Raw genomic sequence first — 16,504 nt, 5'->3', positions numbered from 1 at the left:
CGGAATCGACGGGACCGGCGCACCGGGCCGGGACCATAGCGAAGGATGGGTATGCCGACCACACCAGCCACCGCGGCGCACAGCTCGTCGAACGGCACAGCAGAAGCGATCATGCTCGAACTGGTCGACGAGGACGGCACCACCATCGGTACGGCGGAGAAGCTCGCCGCCCATCAGCCGCCCGGTCAGCTGCACCGCGCCTTCTCCGTGTTCCTCTTCGACGAGCAGGGCAGGCTGCTGCTCCAGCGCCGCGCACTCGGCAAGTACCACTCCCCCGGTGTCTGGTCGAACACCTGCTGCGGCCACCCCTACCCCGGCGAGGCCCCCTTCGCCGCCGCCGCCCGGCGTACGTACGAGGAGCTCGGCGTCTCGCCCTCCCTGCTGGCCGAGGCGGGCACGGTCCGCTACAACCACCCGGACCCGGCCTCGGGTCTGGTGGAGCAGGAGTTCAACCACCTCTTCGTGGGCATGGTGCAGGACCGGCTGGACCCGGACCCGGAGGAGGTCGGCGAGACCGCGTTCGTGACGGCCGGGGAGCTCGCCGAGCGGCACGCCCGCTCGCCGTTCTCGGCCTGGTTCATGACGGTGCTGGACGCCGCGCGTCCGGCGATCCGGGAGCTGACCGGGCCGTCCGCCGGCTGGTGACGGACGGACGGCGTCCGGGTGCGCCGTCGGGTACGGGCGCTCAGGGCCGGGGATTCAGCGGCAGCGCCGCCCAGATGATCTTTCCGCCGCCTGCGGTGTGCTCCACATCGCAGGCCCCGCCCGCTTCCCGGGTGATCTCCCGGACCAGCAGCAGACCGCGTCCGCCGGTCTGCGCGTAGTCCGTCTCCAGGGCCGTCGGCCGGTAGGGGTGGTTGTCCTCGACGGACACCCTGATCCACTCCTCGCCGACGGCCACCTCGACGGCGAGCTCCGGCGAGAGCAGCGCGGCGTGCTTCACCGCGTTGGTGACCAGTTCGGAGACGATGAGCAACAGCCCCTCGGCGACGTCGTCGTCCAGCGGCACGCCCTGGCGCTTCAGCAGATCGCGCACCGCGTGCCGGGCCTGCGGTACGGACACGTCCACGGCCGGAGCGGTGAACCGCCAGACTCCCTCGTACGGGACGGGCCGGGCAGGGACACTCCCGCGGCTCTCCATAGTCCGGTACCCGCTCTCCACTCGGTGGTGACTGCACGTCGAAGTACAGAGTGCGGGGCGTAGTCGGACCGGGCCGTGCCACTGAGCACAAGTCGACTTCTATCGGCGGCTTTTGACCGGACAGGGCGCCAATGAATCAGCCTTCGGACCGTTTCTGCTCATTTCCCCGGGGTTGGGCGGTCAGCTCGTCGGTCACCCTCTGTTCCGAAACCATGGAGACGATGCGACGGCCGCCCACACCCATGGCGATCAGGCCGAGCCCGTCGAAGAGCAGCGCCAGCGAGAAGAAGAGCCCCAGTACGTAGAGGCTGCTGTGCGGCCAGTCGAAGAGCACCAGCAGCCCCAGCAGCAGGCCGAAGGCTCCTTGCAGCAGCGTCCAGCCGAACTGCGGGCCGCGCACCACGACGCTGCCCACCAGGCGGAACACCCCGCCGGTCAGGAAGAGCAGCGCGGCGAACATGGTCAGCGCCTCGGCGGTGCCGTGCGGGTGGCGGATGACGACGATCCCGGCGGCGATGTTCAGCGCGGCCACCACGACACCCAGCCAGAAGTAGTCGCTGCCGCGGGAGTCGATGGCGTGCAGCAGCCCGACGATGCCGCCGAGCAGCAGCAGCCAGCCGAACAGGATCATCGAGGTCAGCGTCGCGACGCCGGTGTAGACGAGACCGACCAGGCCGGCCACGACGAGCAGGGTGCCGAGCAGGGCGAGCCAGCCGAAGCTGCGGCTCAGTCTCCTGCCCTCGGTTGCGGGATCTGCCACGGGAGGCTCCTCACGGTGCGTACCTGGTCCCGGACCCCTTCTTGATCATAGGTTCGAACCGTACGGATAGCATCCGGCACATGGACCGTACGGAACCCGGGCTGGAGCACGCCGTCGCGGACGGCGTCGCCACCGTCGTGATCAGCAATCCCGCCAAGCGCAACGCGATGACGGCCGCGATGTGGGGCGCGCTGCCCGGGCTGCTGGAGCGGCTGGCGGCCGACCCCGGGGTCCGGGTGCTGGTGCTGACCGGCGCCGGGGACACCTTCTGCGCAGGCGCGGACATCTCCTCGCTGCGCGATCCGCAGGGTGATCCGCAGGCGCTCGCGGTGGCGGCCGAGGAGGCGCTGGCCGCGTTCCCCCGGCCGACGCTCGCGGCGATCCGGGGGTACTGCGTGGGCGGTGGCAGCCAGCTGGCGGCCGCCTGCGACCTGCGGTTCGCGGAGGAGGGCGCGTCCTTCGGGGTCACCCCGGCCAAGCTCGGCATCGTGTACGCCGCGTCGTCGACGCGGCGTCTGGTGGCGCTGACCGGCCCGGCCACGGCGAAGCATCTGCTGTTCTCCGGTGAGCTGATCGACACCGAGCGGGCGCTGCGCACCGGTCTGGTCGACGAGGTGCTGCCGGCCGGCGAGCTGGACAAGCGGGTCGAGGCGTACGCGCGGACCCTGACGGCCCGCTCGCAGCTGACGCAGGCGGCGGCGAAGGAGTTCGCCGACGGCCGCGAGGACCGGGACGAGCACTGGGCCCGGCAGGCGCGCCGCAGCGGCGACACCGCCGAGGGGGTCGCCGCCTTCCTGGAGCGGCGCACACCGGATTTCACCTGGACCACCGGGCCCTGACCGCCCGCGCCCTACTGGAGGAGGTAGTGGCGCTGGGCACGGAACCTCTCGACCATGGCCGACGGGGCCTTCTCCGGCGATCCCGCGTCGTACGGCGGCTGCGGGTCGTACTCGGTCAGCAGCTGTACGGCCCGGGCGTGCTCGTCGCCCGAGATCCGGCCGGCCAGGGTGAGCCCCATGTCGATGCCGGAGGAGACGCCGGCCGCGGTGACGTACTTGCCGTCGATGACGACGCGCTCACCGGTCGCCTCGGCACCGAACCCCGTCAGCACGTCCAGCATGAGCCAGTGCGAGGTGGCCCGCCGTCCGCTCAGCAGTCCGGCCGCCGCGAGCAGCAGCGAGCCGGTGCAGACGGAGGTGGTCCAGGTGCTGGTGGCGTCGGCGGCGCGCAGCCAGCCGAGCAGCGCCTCGTTCTCCATCTGGTCGCGCTGGCCGGGGCCTCCGGGCACGACCACCACGTCCGGTGCCGGTACGTCGGCGAAGGTCCGGTCGGCGACGAGCGTGAGGCTGCCGGTGTCGTTGCGTACGGGGCCGGTCCGCTCGGCGACGAACACGGTCTCGGCGCCGGGGGTGCGGGCGAGCATTTCGTGCGGGCCCACCGCGTCGAGCGCGGTGAAGCGGTCGAAGAGGACGATGGCGATCTGCATGGGTTCCCTTTCGTGGTCGTGCGGTCCGGCGGTCGGGCCGGTCGGTCGAGCGGCAGCGGTCACGTCGTGGCGCGTCGATCGGTGGCGGGGTGGGTGCGGAAGCGCCGGCGGTATTCGGCGGGGGCGGTGCCCAGCGCCTTGACGAACGCGCGGCGCATGGCCTCCGGGGTGCCGTAGCCGCAGGCGCGTGAGATGCCGGCGACGCCGTCGGTGGTGTCCTCCAGCAGCCTGCGGGCCTGTTCCAGGCGTACGCGGTCGACGTAACGGCCGGGTGTGAGGCCCGTCTCGGCCCGGAAGGCGCGGGCGAAATGCCGGGGGAGAGGCGGGCACGGGCGGCGAGCGCCTCGACGCCGAGGTCCTCGCCGGGGTTCTCGGTGATCCAGTGCTGGACCTCGCGCAGCGGTTCGCGCCGGGCGGTCTGGGCGACGAGCTGGGCGCTGAACTGGGCCTGGTTGCCGGGTCTGCGCAGAAAGACCACGAGGTGCCGGGCGACGGTGAGCGCGATGTCCCTGCCGTGGTCCTCCTCCACGAGCGCGAGGGCCAGGTCGATTCCGGCGGTGACGCCGGCGGAGGTGGCCAGTCTGCCGTCGCGCACGAAGATCGGGTCCGGGTCGACCTCGACGGCCGGGTGGTCGCGGGCGAGGTGCTCGCAGACCGTCCAGTGCGTGGTCACCCGGTGTCCGTCCAGCAGTCCGGCCTCGGCGAGCAGCATTGCGCCGGTGCAGACGGAGACGAGCCGCTCGGGGTGCGGGGCGTGTTCCCGCAGCCAGTCGACGAGTGCCGGGTCGGGGTCGCGGGTGCCCTCGCCGCCGGGGACGAGGAGGGTGTGGGGCGGTTCGGCGTCGGCGAGGCTGCTGTCCGGGACGAGGACGAGGCCGCTGCAGGTGCGGACCGGGGCGCCGTCGAGCGAGGCGGTGCGCAGTCGGTACCCGGCCCCGGGGAAGCGGGAGGCCCCGGCGAAGACCTCCACCGGCCCGGTGACATCGAGGCTCTGGACGCCGTCGTAGAGGACGACGAGTACGGATCGCTGCGTCATGGCCACGATCCTGGTCGGCCCGGAACGTGGCCGCAATGACGAGGAGCCCACCTTTTCTGCCATCGCGCCAGCCTTGCGATTTCGGTGCCGCTCCGGGGTTACCGGGCGTACCGACCAGTCGGTAATGTGCTCGTATGAGTACTCTGCCGCCGCGCGCCGGACGCCGCTGCCACAACGCCATCAACCCGCTGCACTCGACGGTCTACTTCTCCCCCGACCTCGGCAAGGAGCTCGGGGAGCTCGGCATCGACGACCCGAGCGCCGTCTACTTCGCCGCGCGTTCCGCGGCGATGGGCGCCGTCGGTCCGGGCACCGTCACGGCGGCGTTCTACAACTTCAACCACGACCTCGTCGCCCGGCATCTGCCCGCCGTGTGGTCCGTCGCCGCACCGCAGGCGGTGCTGGACGCCCGGCTGCGCGTCGCCGACACCACCCTGCGGCGGCTGCTGGGCGAGGAGGTCATCGCCTCCCCGGAGCTGGCCGAGGCGGCCGGTCTGGCGCTGCGCGCCGCCGAGGGATGCACCCGACACGCCCGGCCGCTCTACGCCGCCCATGCCGATCTCCCGGTGCCCGAGGAGCCGCATCTGGCGTACTGGCACGCCGGCACGCTGCTGCGGGAGCACCGAGGCGACGGCCATCTCGCCGCGCTCCTGACCGCCGGGCTCGACCCGCTGGAGGCACTGGTCAGCCACACGGCGACCGGCAAGGGGATGTCCTCGCGCTGGGTGCTCACCACCCGCGGCTGGCACCGCGACGACTGGGACGCGGCACGCGAGCGGCTACGCGGACGCGGACTCCTGGACGCCGAGGGCGAGTTGACGGAGGCGGGCGTCGCACTCCGGGCGGAGCTGGAGGAGGCCACGGACCGGATGGACGCGGCCCCCTACGAGCACCTGGGCGCGCAGGGTGTGGAGCGGCTGACCGAGCTGGCGCGCGGGTTCCTGTTCACGGCGGCGTCGGCGGGCGCGTTCCCGGCCGATCTGATGGGCAAGGACTGACCCGCGGGCCGGCCCGGTCCGCGGGCGGGGCCCCGGGGGGGGGGGGGGGGGGGGGGGGGGGGTGGCGGGGCGAGAGGGCGCCCGGCCACCCGGCACAATGCAGGCCAAGGGGCCCCGCCCCGGCAAGCACAGCCAGTAGAGCCAGTACGAGAAGGCGAGTCGGTAGAACCGTGACGACGTCCATCGAAGGCAGGATCGCCGAGGAGCTCGGCGTACGCGAACGGCAGGTGAAGGCGGCCGTCGAGCTGCTCGACGGCGGGTCGACCGTGCCGTTCATCGCGCGCTACCGCAAGGAAGCGACCGAGATGCTCGACGACGCGCAGCTGCGCACGTTGGAGGAGCGGCTGCGCTATCTGCGGGAGCTGGAGGACCGCCGGACGGCGATCCTCGAATCGGTGCGCGAGCAGGGCAAGCTGGACGAGGCGCTGGAGGCGCAGATCCGGGCCGCCGACACCAAGGCGCGCCTGGAGGACATCTATCTGCCGTTCAAGCCCAAGCGGCGCACGAAGGCGCAGATCGCCCGGGAGGCGGGGCTCGAACCGCTTGCCGACGGCCTGCTCGGTGACCCGTCGGTGGAGCCGCTCGCGGCGGCCGCCGCCTTCGTGGACGCCGGCAAGGGCGTCGCGGACGGTGCGGCCGCGCTGGAGGGGGCCCGCGCCATCCTCACCGAACGGTTCTCCGAGGACGCCGATCTGATCGGTGAGCTGCGTGAGCGCATGTGGTCGCGCGGGCGGCTGGCCGCCAGGGTGCGGGACGGCAAGGAGGAGGCGGGCGCGAAGTTCGCCGACTACTTCGACTTCGCCGAGCCGTTCACCGCACTGCCCTCGCACCGGGTGCTCGCGATGCTCCGGGGCGAGAAGGAGGACGTGCTCGACCTGGTCATGGAGCCGGAGGAACCCTCCGAGGCCCCGGGGCCGTCCACGTACGAGAACATGGTCGCCCGGCGCTTCGGCGTGGCCGACCGCGGCCGCCCCGGCGACAAGTGGCTCGGCGACACCGTGCGCTGGGCCTGGCGGACCAGGATCCTGGTGCACCTGGGCATCGATCTGCGGCTGCGGCTGCGCACTGCCGCCGAGGACGAGGCGGTACGCGTCTTCGCGTCGAACCTGCGCGACCTGCTGCTCGCCGCACCGGCCGGGACGCGCGCCACGCTGGGACTGGACCCCGGCTTCCGCACCGGCGTGAAGGTCGCCGTCGTCGACGCGACCGGCAAGGTCGTCGCGACGGACGTCATCCACCCGCACGTCCCGGCGAACAAGTGGGACCAGTCGCTGGCCGCGCTGGAACGGCTGGCCAAGGCCCACGACGTCGACCTGATCGCGATCGGCAACGGCACGGCGTCCCGGGAGACCGACAAGCTCGCCGGTGAACTCATCGACAAGCACCCGGAGCTGAAGCTCACCAAGGTGATGGTCTCCGAGGCCGGTGCGTCCGTGTACTCGGCGTCGGCCTTCGCCTCGCAGGAACTCCCCGACATGGACGTGTCGTTGCGCGGGGCCGTCTCCATCGCGCGGCGGCTGCAGGATCCGCTCGCCGAGCTGGTGAAGATCGACCCGAAGTCGATCGGGGTCGGCCAGTACCAGCACGACCTGTCCGAGGTGAAGCTGTCGCGCTCGCTGGACGCGGTCGTCGAGGACTGTGTGAACGGTGTGGGTGTCGACGTCAACACCGCGTCCGCACCGCTGCTTTCGCGGGTTTCCGGGATCGGCTCCGGGCTCGCCGAGAACATCGTCGCGCACCGCGACGCGAACGGCCCCTTCCGCTCCCGCAAGGCGCTCAAGGACGTGGCGCGGCTGGGCCCGAAGGCGTACGAGCAGTGCGCGGGCTTCCTGCGCATCCGGGGCGACGATCCGCTGGACGCGTCGAGCGTGCACCCGGAGGCGTATCCGGTGGTGCGGTCGATGGTGAAGCGGACCGGCGGCGATGTCGCGTCGCTGGTCGGCAACACCGGTGTGCTGCGGTCGCTGCGGGCCGACGACTTCGTGGACGAGAAGTTCGGTCTGCCGACGGTCACCGACATCCTGAAGGAGCTGGAGAAGCCCGGACGCGACCCGCGGCCCGCGTTCAAGACGGCCACCTTCAAGGAGGGCGTCGAGAAGATCGGCGATCTGGCGTCCGGCATGGTGCTGGAGGGTGTGGTCACCAATGTCGCGGCGTTCGGCGCGTTCGTGGACATCGGCGTGCACCAGGACGGCCTGGTGCACGTGTCGGCGATGTCGCGGACGTTCGTGAAGGACCCGAGGGACGTCGTGAAGCCGGGCGACATCGTGAAGGTCAAGGTCATGGACGTCGATGTGCCGCGGAAGCGGATCTCGTTGACACTGCGGCTGGACGACGAGGCGGCGGCCGGCGCGGGCGCCCAGAGCGGCGGCCGGCGCCGTGAGCGCGACGGTCAGGGCGGCGGCCAGGGCGGCCGGCCGCCGAGGCAGCGCCAGGGCCAGGGGCAGGGCGGCCAGGACCGGCGGGGCGGCGGCTCCGCCCGTCAGGCGCCCGCGCCGGTGAACAGCGCGATGGCGGACGCATTGCGGCGGGCCGGGCTGACGGACCCGAACCAGGGCGGCAGGAAGCGGTAGCGGTACCGGGGCGGGGAGGGGCGAGCCCGTGACGGCCCCCTCCCCGCCCTTCGCCTTCCCTCCACGAGTCCGGTGCGTACGCCCCGGACCACGGACCGGCGCCCGCTTCTCGGCGCGCCGGCGCGGATTCGCCAGGTCGGTGCCGGAGATCCGGCCGTCGGTCATGACCGGGCGTCCCGCCACGACGGAGTGGGTGGCCTGCCGGGCGGTGCCGTTGAGCAGGAAGGTGCGGACGGGGTCGTCCTGGACGCCGTCGCGGCCGAGGTCCGCGTCGAACTCGACGCCCCGGCTGCCGTCGGGCAGGGTCACATGGACGCCGGAGCGGCAGGCGGGGCCCAGTTAGCCCCGCAGGCCGATCCGCCCGGACGTCCGTGCCACGTCGACGAGTTCGTCGTACGGCTCGGCCCAGGCGCTGTGGACCTCCGAGGCGATGGGCATGCGGGTGGTGATGCCGTGCAGTGCGAGCTGTCGGGGCCGTTCCGGCCGTGCGGTGGCCCTTGGCCGGACCGACACCAGCGCTTGGCATACCAAACTCCGCGACCTCTGGGCGGTTCGGGTGCGTTGCAGGAAATGCCATACCCCGCAAGGGTGCGGGATCGGGAGGTGCAACCCCTTTGGGATACCAGGAAGGAAGGTGATGGATGGTGCGCGTCGCCGGGTACCGGGCCGCCGGTGACGGCGGCCCGGTGGGGGATCAGAGCTCCGTGACCCGTCCCGCCGCCACCTCGACGCGCCGGGTGGTGCGTACCGCTTCCAGCATGCGCCGGTCGTGCGTGACCAGCAGCAGCGTTCCGGTGTACGAGTCGAGCGCCGACTCCAGCTGCTCGATCGCGGGCAGATCGAGGTGGTTCGTGGGCTCGTCGAGCACCAGGAGGTTGACGCCCCGGCCCTGGAGCAGGGCGAGCGCCGCCCGGGTGCGTTCGCCCGGGGAGAGCGTCGTGGCGGGGCGCATCACATGGTCGGCGCGCAGGCCGAACTTGGCGAGCAGGGTGCGCACTTCGGCCGGCTCGGTGTCGGGCACGGCGGCGCAGAACGCCTCCAGCAGCGACTCCGAGCCGTGGAAGAGCCTGCGTGCCTGGTCGACCTCGCCGACCACCACGCCCGAGCCGAGCGTCGCATGGCCGGAGTCCAGCGGCAGGCGGCCGAGCAGCGCGGCGAGCAGGGTGGACTTGCCCGCTCCGTTGGCGCCGGTGATGGCGACCCGGTCCGCCCAGTCGATCTGCAACGACGCCGGGCCGAAGGCGAAGTCCCCGCGTACGGCCTGCGCTTCGCGCAGGGTGGCCACGACCGAACCGGAGCGGGGCGCGGCGGCGATCTCCATCCGCAGTTCCCACTCCTTGCGCGGTTCCTCGACGACATCGAGCCGTTCGATCATGCGCTGGGTCTGCCGGGCCTTCGCGGCCTGCTTCTCGCTCGACTCGCTGCGGAACTTGCGGCCGAGCTTGTCGGAGTCGGTGGCCTTGCGGCGGGCGTTCTTGACGCCCTTGTCCATCCAGGAGCGCTGCATCTGGGCGCGCCCTTCGAGGGCGGAGCGCTTGTCGGCGTACTCCTCGAACTCCTCCCGGGCGTGCCTGCGGGCGCGCTCGCGCTCCTCCAGATAGGCCGCGTAGCCACCGCCGTAGAGATTGATCTGCTGCTGGGCGAGGTCCAGTTCGAGGACCTTGGTGACCGTGCGCATCAGGAATTCGCGGTCGTGGCTGATGACCACGGTGCCCGCGCGGAGCCCGGAGACGTAGCGTTCCAGCCGCTCCAGGCCGTCCAGGTCGAGGTCGTTGGTGGGCTCGTCGAGCAGGAAGACGTCGTAGCGGGAGAGCAGCAGGGAGGCCAGGCCCGCCCGGGCGGCCTGACCGCCGGAGAGCGCGGTCATCGGCAGGTCGAGACCGACGGTCAGCCCCAGCTCGGCGGCGACCTCGTCGGCCCGCTCGTCCAGGTCCGCGCCGCCGAGGGCCAGCCAGCGCTCCAGCGTCTCGGAGTACGCGTCGTCCGCACCCGGCGCCCCGTCGACGAGGCCCTGCGTGGCGGCGTCCATCGCGGCCTGGGCCTCGGCGACGCCGGTGCGGCGGGCCAGGAATTCCCGCACCGTCTCGCCGGTCCGCCGTTCCGGCTCCTGCGGGAGGTGGCCGACGGTGGCGGTGGGCGGGGAGAGCCGCAGCTCGCCCTCCTCCGGCCGGTCGAGCCCGGCGAGCAGCCGGAGCAGGGAAGATTTTCCGGCGCCGTTGACTCCGACGAGACCGATCACGTCACCGGGCGCGACGACGAGGTCGAGTCCGGCGAAGAGTGTGCGGTCGCCGTGTCCGGCGGCGAGGTTCTTGGCGACGAGAGTGGCAGTCATCAGGGTGTCGATCCTAATCGGCGCCGGGGGCCGAGCCGCCCGGCCGGTCGTGCTCCGGCCGGGCGGCGGGCTTCCTCAGCCGTCGCGCGGCGGGTCGGCCGGGCCGGCGGGGTCCCGCTGGGGTCCGTGACCCTGGTGGAGCCCGGTGGTGATCCGGCTGCCGCCCGGACCGATCCGGATCTCGAAGTCACCGGCGTACTTCGCGTGCCCTTCGATGACCGCGGATTCGACGGCTTCCACACCGAATTCGCGCCGGACGATCAGCGGGTCCTGGCGCAGGTCCCGCATCAGCGCCACGCACATGCCGATCATCACGACGGTGAACGGCGCGGCGACCAGGATCGTGAGGTTCTGGAGTCCGGCGAGCGCGTCGCCCTCGCCGTTGCCGATGAGCAGCATGATCGCGGCCACGGCTCCGGTGACCACGCCCCAGAAGACGACGACCCACTTGGCGGGTTCGAGGATGCCCTTCTGGGAGAGCGTGCCCATCACGATGGAGGCGGCGTCGGCGCCCGAGACGAAGAAGATGCCGACCAGGATCATCACCAGCAGGCTCGTCACGGTGGCGATCGGGAACTGCTGGAGCACGCCGAAGAGCTGTGCCTCCTGGGTGACGGCTTTGCCGAGCCTGCCCGCCTCCTGGAGGTTGATCGCCGTACCGCCGAAGATCGCGAACCACACCAGGCTGACGGTGCTGGGCACCAGGATGACGCCGCCGATGAACTGGCGGATCGTCCGGCCGCGGCTGATCCGGGCGATGAACATGCCGACGAACGGCGTCCAGGAGATCCACCACGCCCAGTAGAAGACGGTCCAGTTGCCGAGCCACTCGGCGACGTCGCCCTTGCCGGTCGCCTCGGTGCGTCCGGCGAGCTGGGCCAGATTGCCGAAGTAGGCGGCGATCGAGGTGGGCAGCAGGTCGAGCACGATGATGGTGGGGCCGGCGACGAAGACGAAGACGGCGAGGACCAGGGCGAGCACCATGTTGGTGTTGGAGAGCCACTGGATGCCCTTCTCCACCCCGGAGATCGCGGAGGCCACGAAGGCCACGGTCAGCACGGCGATGATCAGCACCAGCAGTCCGGTGCCGGTCTCCTCCTTCCAGTGCAGTTCGTGGAAGCCGCTGCCGATCTGGAGGGCGCCGAGTCCCAGGGAGGCGGCGGAGCCGAAGAGCGTCGCGAAGATGGCGAGGATGTCGATCAGCCGGCCGAGACCGCCGTGGGCGTGCCGGGCTCCGACGAGCGGCTCGAAGACGGCGCTGATCGTCTGCCTGCGGCGGCGCCGGAAGGTGCTGTACGCGATGGCCAGACCGACCACGGCGTAGATGGCCCAGGGGTGGAGCGTCCAGTGGAAGAGGGTGGTGGCCATCGCCGTCTGCATCGCCTCGGAGGCGTCGGCGGGGTGGGTGCCGGGCGGCGGGTCGGTGAAGTGCGCGAGCGGCTCGCTGACCCCGTAGAACATCAGGCCGATGCCCATGCCGGCGCTGAACATCATGGCGACCCAGGACACGGTCCGGAATTCGGGTTCCTCGCCCTCCTGGCCGAGGACGATCTTGCCGTAGCGGCTGACGGCGAGCCAGAGGGCGAAGACCACGAAGCCGGACGCGGCGAGCATGAAGGCCCAACCACCGTTGTGGATGAGCCCGTTGAGCATGGAACTGGAGATGCCCTCCAGCGAGTCGGTGGCGATGGCTCCCCAGACCACGAAGGCGAGGGTGAGCACGGCGGTGACGCCGAACACCACCCGGTCCGTCGTGGGGCGCCGGTTCCGGGCCGGGTCGCCGGGGAGGTCCGCCGTCACCGGCAGTTCACCCCGGCCGCCCGTTCTCTGTTCGTCCTGCGACACGGATGGCACCTTTCACGGAAGCAATGATTTCGCTCTCCGTAGGCAGTACCACACGCTGCGCTCACCCCCCGGGACCAACAAGCGGTACCGGTCGGCCCGCCGGAAGGCTCAGCGGCAGGCGCCGGACACGCCTTCGAGCCAGTCGCGGGCCGCTTCCCGCTGCTCCGGCGCGAACGCCGCCTCCAGTTCGGCCTCGCGACGGTCCACGGCGACGCGGGCCCGCGCCAGGAGCGTCCGCCCGGACTCGGTGACATGGATGCGGTGACTCCGCCGGTCGTCCGGGTTCGGGAGCCGTTCGATCAGCCCCTCCCGTTCGAGACCGCCGAGCATCTCGTTGGCGGCCTGCCGGGAACTCGCCACCTCCCGGGCCACGTCCGCGACCGACATCCCCGGCTGCGCCTCGGCCATCATCAGCGTGGCGTACTGGGAGGTCGACAGTCCGAACTCCTTGAGCTCGGCCCCGATCGCGGACCGCATGTTCAACCAGACCTTGCGGACCAGGAAGGTAAGGGACCCGACCGCGTCCCGGTGGGAATCCAACGCACAGCCTCCTCGGAGATTGACAGGTTCTTGACGATTACGCACAATCCAATCGTCAGGTTCTTGTCGATTCTATCGAAGGTCCCCATGACGACACCTACGACGCTGCCCGGATCCAGGCAGCGGCTGACCCTCGCCGTACTCCTGTTGTCCTCCCTGCTGATCTGGCTGGACAACACCATCCTCACCACGACCTTCGAGACCCTCGCCGACCCGGTCCGGGGACTGGGTGCCGACCCCGCCCAACTGCAATGGGCCACCGGTTCGTACACCCTGGTCTTCGCCACCCTGATGTTCACCGCGGGCGCGCTGGGCGACCGATTCGGCCACCGGAACGTGCTCGCCACGGGAATGGCGGTCTTCGCGGGTGCCTCGGTATGGGCGGCGTACGCCGGTGACGCCGCCCAACTGATCGGCGCCCGGGCCATGATGGGTGTGGGCAGTTCGCTGATCATGCCCGCCGCCATGGCCGTCCTCATGTGGACCTTCAGCGGCGCCGCGCGGGAAACGGCGATCGGGTTCTCCTCGGCATCCGCGGGGGTCGGGATCGCGGCGGGCCCGCTGCTTGCCGGAGTCCTCCTCGACCACTTCTGGTGGGGTTCGGTCTTTCTCGTCAACATCCCGGTCGCGGTGGTGGCGCTGGCCGGGATCGTGACGCTGGTGCCGAACTTCCGCAGCCCCGCTCCGCGACCACTGGACCCCGCCGGGCTGCTGCTGTCGGTCTGCGGACTCGCGTCCCTGGCCTACGGGCTGATCCGTGCGGGGCAGGAGGCCTCCTGGGGCCCTGCGGATGTCTGGGGACCGATCACCGCCGGCCTGATCCTGCTGACCGCCTTCGTGCTCGTCGAACTGCGGGCCCGGCAGCCCGGCTTCGATCCCCGGCTGCTGGCCCGGCGCGTGTTCGGCGGCGGCAACGCGGCGCTCGGGATGCTGCTCTTCGCCATGACGGCGGCCGGTTTCTACGGCGCCTTCTACCTGCAGGGCGCACGCGGGTTCTCACCGCTGGAGGCCGGCCTGGCGTTCTCCCCGGCGGTGCTCGGCACGATCGCGGGGGCGCCGCTCGGTGTCCGTCTGGTCCGCCGCCGGTCGCTGCGCCCGGTCACCGTCACGGCGCTCACCACGGCCGGTCTGGCCATGGGCACCTCCGCGCTCTTCGGGCTGCACACGCCGCTCGTCCTCAACGGGATCGTGTATCTGGTCCAGGGCCTTTCGATCGGCATGGTGATCGGCCCGGTGACGGCGGCGCTGATGAGCACCCTGCCGCTGGAACGGGCCGGCGCCGGATCGGCCGTCACCAACACCGTGCGGCAGACCGGCAGCCTGCTCGGGATCGCGGTGGGCGGCACGGTCATGTCGATCGTGTACCGACGCACCGTCGAGGCCTCGCTGCACGGTGAGTCCGGCCCGGTGCGGGACCGGGCGCGGATCTCCGCCGAGCAGGCCCGGCATGCCGCCGCGGCGGCCCACCGGCCCGCGCTGGCCCGCGCCGCCGACGACGCGTTCGTCCACGCCATGCACATCACCGCTGTGTGCACGATGGTGATCGCGCTCATCGGGGCGGCCCTGCTGTTCGCGGCCCTGCGACCGGCGCGCGAGCCGACCGGACCGGCGCCGGGGGACGCCCTGGAGCCGGCCGCCCGCTGACCGCGAAGGCCCCTCCCCGGAGGGGCCTTCGCGGCCGGACGGGGCGTTACGCGCCACCGCCGCCCGGGACGCGGGCGGCGGGGCGCGGCGGTGTGACGCCCCGCACGCCGGCGGTCCTGGGGCTGTCCGGCACGGCCGCGGAGCCCGTGGTGGCGCGGACGAAGGCTCCGGTGCCGCCGGCGAACGGCAGCTTCGCGAAGGTGCGGGCCAGGTCGAGGGTGAGGGTGGGGGTGGAGTCCGGCGGGTCGATGAGGTCGCGGTCGGTACCGGCGACGATCAGGGCGAGGCGGTGGCCCGCGGGGACGACATGATCGGTGGCGGCCAGGTCGACGGTGAGGGTGACGGCCCTGCCGGGCACGAGGGGGCGGCCCTTGTGCGCGTCGGCGTAGGTGCCCAGGTCGGCCCAGCCGCGGCTGACCACGGTCCGGTCGACGGTGGTGGTGTCGGCCCTGGTCTCCTTGTAGCAGGAGCTGTCCCCCGTGGTGCTCGCGCCCCAACAACTGCGCTCGGTGAGGGTGGTGATGCCCTCGCCGGACGCGCCGTAGTCACGGATGGTGTCGGGGCCGATGTCGACCAGGACCGCCGAGAGATGGGCGGTCGTCGTGGTCGGGGTGGCGGTGACGGTGACCCGGGAGGAGCCGGAGAGCCGCAGGTCGGTGGTGAGCGGTGCGGTGCGGAAGCCGGCCTTGGCGCCGGTGGTCCGGTCCAGGTCCGCAGCCCAGTCCGTCTCGCTCTGCGCCGGATCGTCGGTGAACGTCTCGGTGGCGCCGGGGCGGGCGGGCCTCAGGGCCAGAGTGCCGACGCCCGGCGCGTTCCCGGTGCCGGGGCGCACGGTGGTGGTGCGGGTGCTGCGGGGCGGCCAGACCCGGTCGGTGGACCACTGGCCGGGGTGGCGTTCGATGTCGGCCATCGGCTCACGGTCGATGCCGTTGTCGTAGCCGAGCAGGTAGTGGTCGAACCAGCGGTGCAGTGTGCCGACCCATTCGGCGCGCCGGTAGTCGAACGGGTCGACGTGCCCGGTCTGGGAGAGCCAGATCTTGCGCTCCACGCCCCGGTCCGCGAGCGCGTCCCACCACTGGCCGAGGTGCTTGGTCCGGACGTTGAGGTCCTGCATGCCGTGTACGGCGAAGACACTGGCGCGAACCTTGCGGGCGTCCTTCACGTAGTCGCGCCCGGCCCAGAGCCCCGTCCAGTCACCGGTGCGCGGGGCGCCGTCGACGAGCCGTTGCTGGACCGCGGCGCAGCGGTCCTGCGCCTCGGGGCTCTCCACGTAGCCGGAGAGCCATTCGGGACCGCTGCCGTAGAGGGGCGCGCCCTGCGCGAAGTAGTAGTCGTACCAGGACGAGATGGCGCCGATCGGCACGATGGTCCGCAGCCCCTCGACGCCGGTCGCCGCGACGCCGTTGGCGACGGTGCCGTCGTAGCTCTTGCCGATCATCCCGGTGCGGCCGTCGGACCAGCCGGCCGAGGCGCGGGCGGAGCCGGTGCGGGTGGTGTAGCCGCGGGCGCGGCCGTTGAGCCAGTCGATGACGGCCTTGGCGGACTGGACGTCGGAGCGGCCCCCGACGTCCACACAGCCGTCGGACCGGTTGGTTCCGGCCAGATCGACGGCGACGAAGGCGTAACCGCGCGGCACGAAGTAGTTGTCGTAGTGGAGCGGGAACTGCACCGGCCGGCCGTCGGCGCCGTAGGTCTTGAGCTGACTCTCGTTGCCGCGCCCGCAGCAGGAGTAGTACGGGCTGGCGTCCATGATCACGGGGATCCTCCGGCCCTGCCGGGCGGGTTCGCTCGGCCGGACGATGTCGGCGGCGACGCGGTCGCTCCGCCCGTCCCCGTCGCCGTCCAGGCCGGTGTCGACCCAGACCGATTCGCGGACGGCGTCCCCGTACGAGTAGACCGGCCTGCTCTCCGGTGGCCGGGCCTTCCCCGGGCTCGCGCCCTGGGCGCCGGCCGGGGAGAGCAGGACGGCCGTCAGGGCGGCGACGGCCGCCACCACCAGCGATCGGTAACTCGAACGGGGGCCTCGCGCACGAATCGGCATGGGCGGAAGGTACCCCGGGGCAACTCCCCGCGACAGAGGGCGATCAGCGAGATGAATTGCATGATCATGGCGCAAATCCGACGGGCCGGCGTGGCGGCCGAATGGCGA

The 16,504-nt window shown here is 72.1% G+C and carries 12 protein-coding genes and 1 pseudogene; 5 read left to right on the top strand and 8 right to left on the bottom strand.

The window, feature by feature from the left end; all coding sequences use genetic code 11:
- The first annotated feature begins 51 nt into the window (after positions 1-51).
- The gene (gene idi, locus AADR41_RS02495) at positions 52-645 is read left to right on the top strand and encodes an isopentenyl-diphosphate Delta-isomerase (protein ID WP_342279709.1); all 594 of its coding nucleotides are present in this window, start codon (positions 52-54) and stop codon (positions 643-645) included.
- 40 nt (positions 646-685) lie between these two features.
- On the opposite strand, the gene AADR41_RS02490 is transcribed toward idi, so the two are convergent.
- On the bottom strand, positions 686-1,141 hold the full coding sequence (locus AADR41_RS02490) for an ATP-binding protein (protein WP_124720645.1): 456 nt from the start codon (positions 1,139-1,141) through the stop codon (positions 686-688).
- Positions 1,142-1,277: 136 nt separating this feature from the next.
- The gene (locus AADR41_RS02485; protein WP_342279708.1) at positions 1,278-1,901 is read right to left on the bottom strand and encodes an HdeD family acid-resistance protein; all 624 of its coding nucleotides are present in this window, start codon (positions 1,899-1,901) and stop codon (positions 1,278-1,280) included.
- A gap of 80 nt (positions 1,902-1,981) precedes the next feature.
- Between AADR41_RS02485 and AADR41_RS02480 the strand changes: the two genes are divergently transcribed.
- Positions 1,982-2,740: an enoyl-CoA hydratase/isomerase family protein gene (locus AADR41_RS02480; protein WP_342279707.1), complete on the top strand. Its 759-nt coding sequence runs from the start codon at positions 1,982-1,984 to the stop codon at positions 2,738-2,740.
- 11 nt (positions 2,741-2,751) lie between these two features.
- On the opposite strand, the gene AADR41_RS02475 is transcribed toward AADR41_RS02480, so the two are convergent.
- Positions 2,752-3,387: a DJ-1/PfpI family protein gene (locus tag AADR41_RS02475; protein WP_342279706.1), complete on the bottom strand. Its 636-nt coding sequence runs from the start codon at positions 3,385-3,387 to the stop codon at positions 2,752-2,754.
- A 59-nt stretch (positions 3,388-3,446) separates the two neighbouring features.
- Positions 3,447-4,423 (bottom strand): annotated as a pseudogene (locus AADR41_RS02470) (GlxA family transcriptional regulator).
- Between the two features lie 134 nt (positions 4,424-4,557).
- On the opposite strand from AADR41_RS02470, the gene AADR41_RS02465 reads away from it, so the two are divergent.
- Complete coding sequence (locus tag AADR41_RS02465) at positions 4,558-5,421, top strand: SCO6745 family protein (protein WP_342279705.1); 864 nt, start codon at positions 4,558-4,560, stop codon at positions 5,419-5,421.
- A gap of 170 nt (positions 5,422-5,591) precedes the next feature.
- Positions 5,592-7,994, top strand: a complete 2,403-nt coding sequence (locus tag AADR41_RS02460; protein ID WP_342279704.1) for a Tex family protein — start codon at positions 5,592-5,594, stop codon at positions 7,992-7,994.
- A gap of 694 nt (positions 7,995-8,688) precedes the next feature.
- Here the strand turns inward: AADR41_RS02460 and AADR41_RS02455 are convergent.
- From AADR41_RS02455 to AADR41_RS02445, 3 genes are all read right to left on the bottom strand, one after another.
- Positions 8,689-10,326: an ABC-F family ATP-binding cassette domain-containing protein gene (locus tag AADR41_RS02455; RefSeq protein ID WP_342279703.1), complete on the bottom strand. Its 1,638-nt coding sequence runs from the start codon at positions 10,324-10,326 to the stop codon at positions 8,689-8,691.
- Positions 10,327-10,401: 75 nt separating this feature from the next.
- A complete protein-coding gene (locus tag AADR41_RS02450; RefSeq protein WP_342279702.1) occupies positions 10,402-12,171 on the bottom strand; it encodes a BCCT family transporter in 1,770 nt (589 codons plus the stop codon).
- A 108-nt stretch (positions 12,172-12,279) separates the two neighbouring features.
- Positions 12,280-12,711 carry a MarR family winged helix-turn-helix transcriptional regulator gene (locus tag AADR41_RS02445; protein ID WP_342279701.1) on the bottom strand — a complete coding sequence of 144 codons (432 nt, stop codon included), beginning with the start codon at positions 12,709-12,711 and terminating at the stop codon, positions 12,280-12,282.
- An 87-nt stretch (positions 12,712-12,798) separates the two neighbouring features.
- On the opposite strand from AADR41_RS02445, the gene AADR41_RS02440 reads away from it, so the two are divergent.
- A complete protein-coding gene (locus AADR41_RS02440) occupies positions 12,799-14,355 on the top strand; it encodes an MFS transporter (protein WP_342279700.1) in 1,557 nt (518 codons plus the stop codon).
- A gap of 46 nt (positions 14,356-14,401) precedes the next feature.
- Here AADR41_RS02440 and AADR41_RS02435 read toward each other — a convergent pair whose 3' ends face one another.
- Positions 14,402-16,396: a Xaa-Pro dipeptidyl-peptidase gene (locus AADR41_RS02435; protein ID WP_342279699.1), complete on the bottom strand. Its 1,995-nt coding sequence runs from the start codon at positions 16,394-16,396 to the stop codon at positions 14,402-14,404.
- Positions 16,397-16,504: the final 108 nt, after the last annotated feature.

Origin of the sequence: Streptomyces sp. CLV115, from assembly GCF_038448545.1 — a bacterium.
In the GTDB taxonomy this organism is placed as follows: domain Bacteria; phylum Actinomycetota; class Actinomycetes; order Streptomycetales; family Streptomycetaceae; genus Streptomyces; species Streptomyces sanglieri.
The sequence above is the reverse complement of the archived record's forward strand: the minus strand, read 5'-3'. Positions and strand labels throughout refer to the sequence as shown.

Excerpts from the sequence above, each read along its gene's own strand:
- AADR41_RS02490 (WP_124720645.1), bottom strand. The coding sequence starts at position 1,141 with ATGGAGAGCCGCGGGAGTGTCCCTGCCCGGCCCGTCCCGTACGAGGGA.
- idi (WP_342279709.1), top strand. The coding sequence starts at position 52 with ATGCCGACCACACCAGCCACCGCGGCGCACAGCTCGTCGAACGGCACA.
- AADR41_RS02435 (WP_342279699.1), bottom strand. The coding sequence starts at position 16,396 with ATGCCGATTCGTGCGCGAGGCCCCCGTTCGAGTTACCGATCGCTGGTG.
- AADR41_RS02455 (WP_342279703.1), bottom strand. The coding sequence starts at position 10,326 with ATGACTGCCACTCTCGTCGCCAAGAACCTCGCCGCCGGACACGGCGAC.
- AADR41_RS02440 (WP_342279700.1), top strand. The coding sequence starts at position 12,799 with ATGACGACACCTACGACGCTGCCCGGATCCAGGCAGCGGCTGACCCTC.
- AADR41_RS02465 (WP_342279705.1), top strand. The coding sequence starts at position 4,558 with ATGAGTACTCTGCCGCCGCGCGCCGGACGCCGCTGCCACAACGCCATC.
- AADR41_RS02480 (WP_342279707.1), top strand. The coding sequence starts at position 1,982 with ATGGACCGTACGGAACCCGGGCTGGAGCACGCCGTCGCGGACGGCGTC.
- AADR41_RS02475 (WP_342279706.1), bottom strand. The coding sequence starts at position 3,387 with ATGCAGATCGCCATCGTCCTCTTCGACCGCTTCACCGCGCTCGACGCG.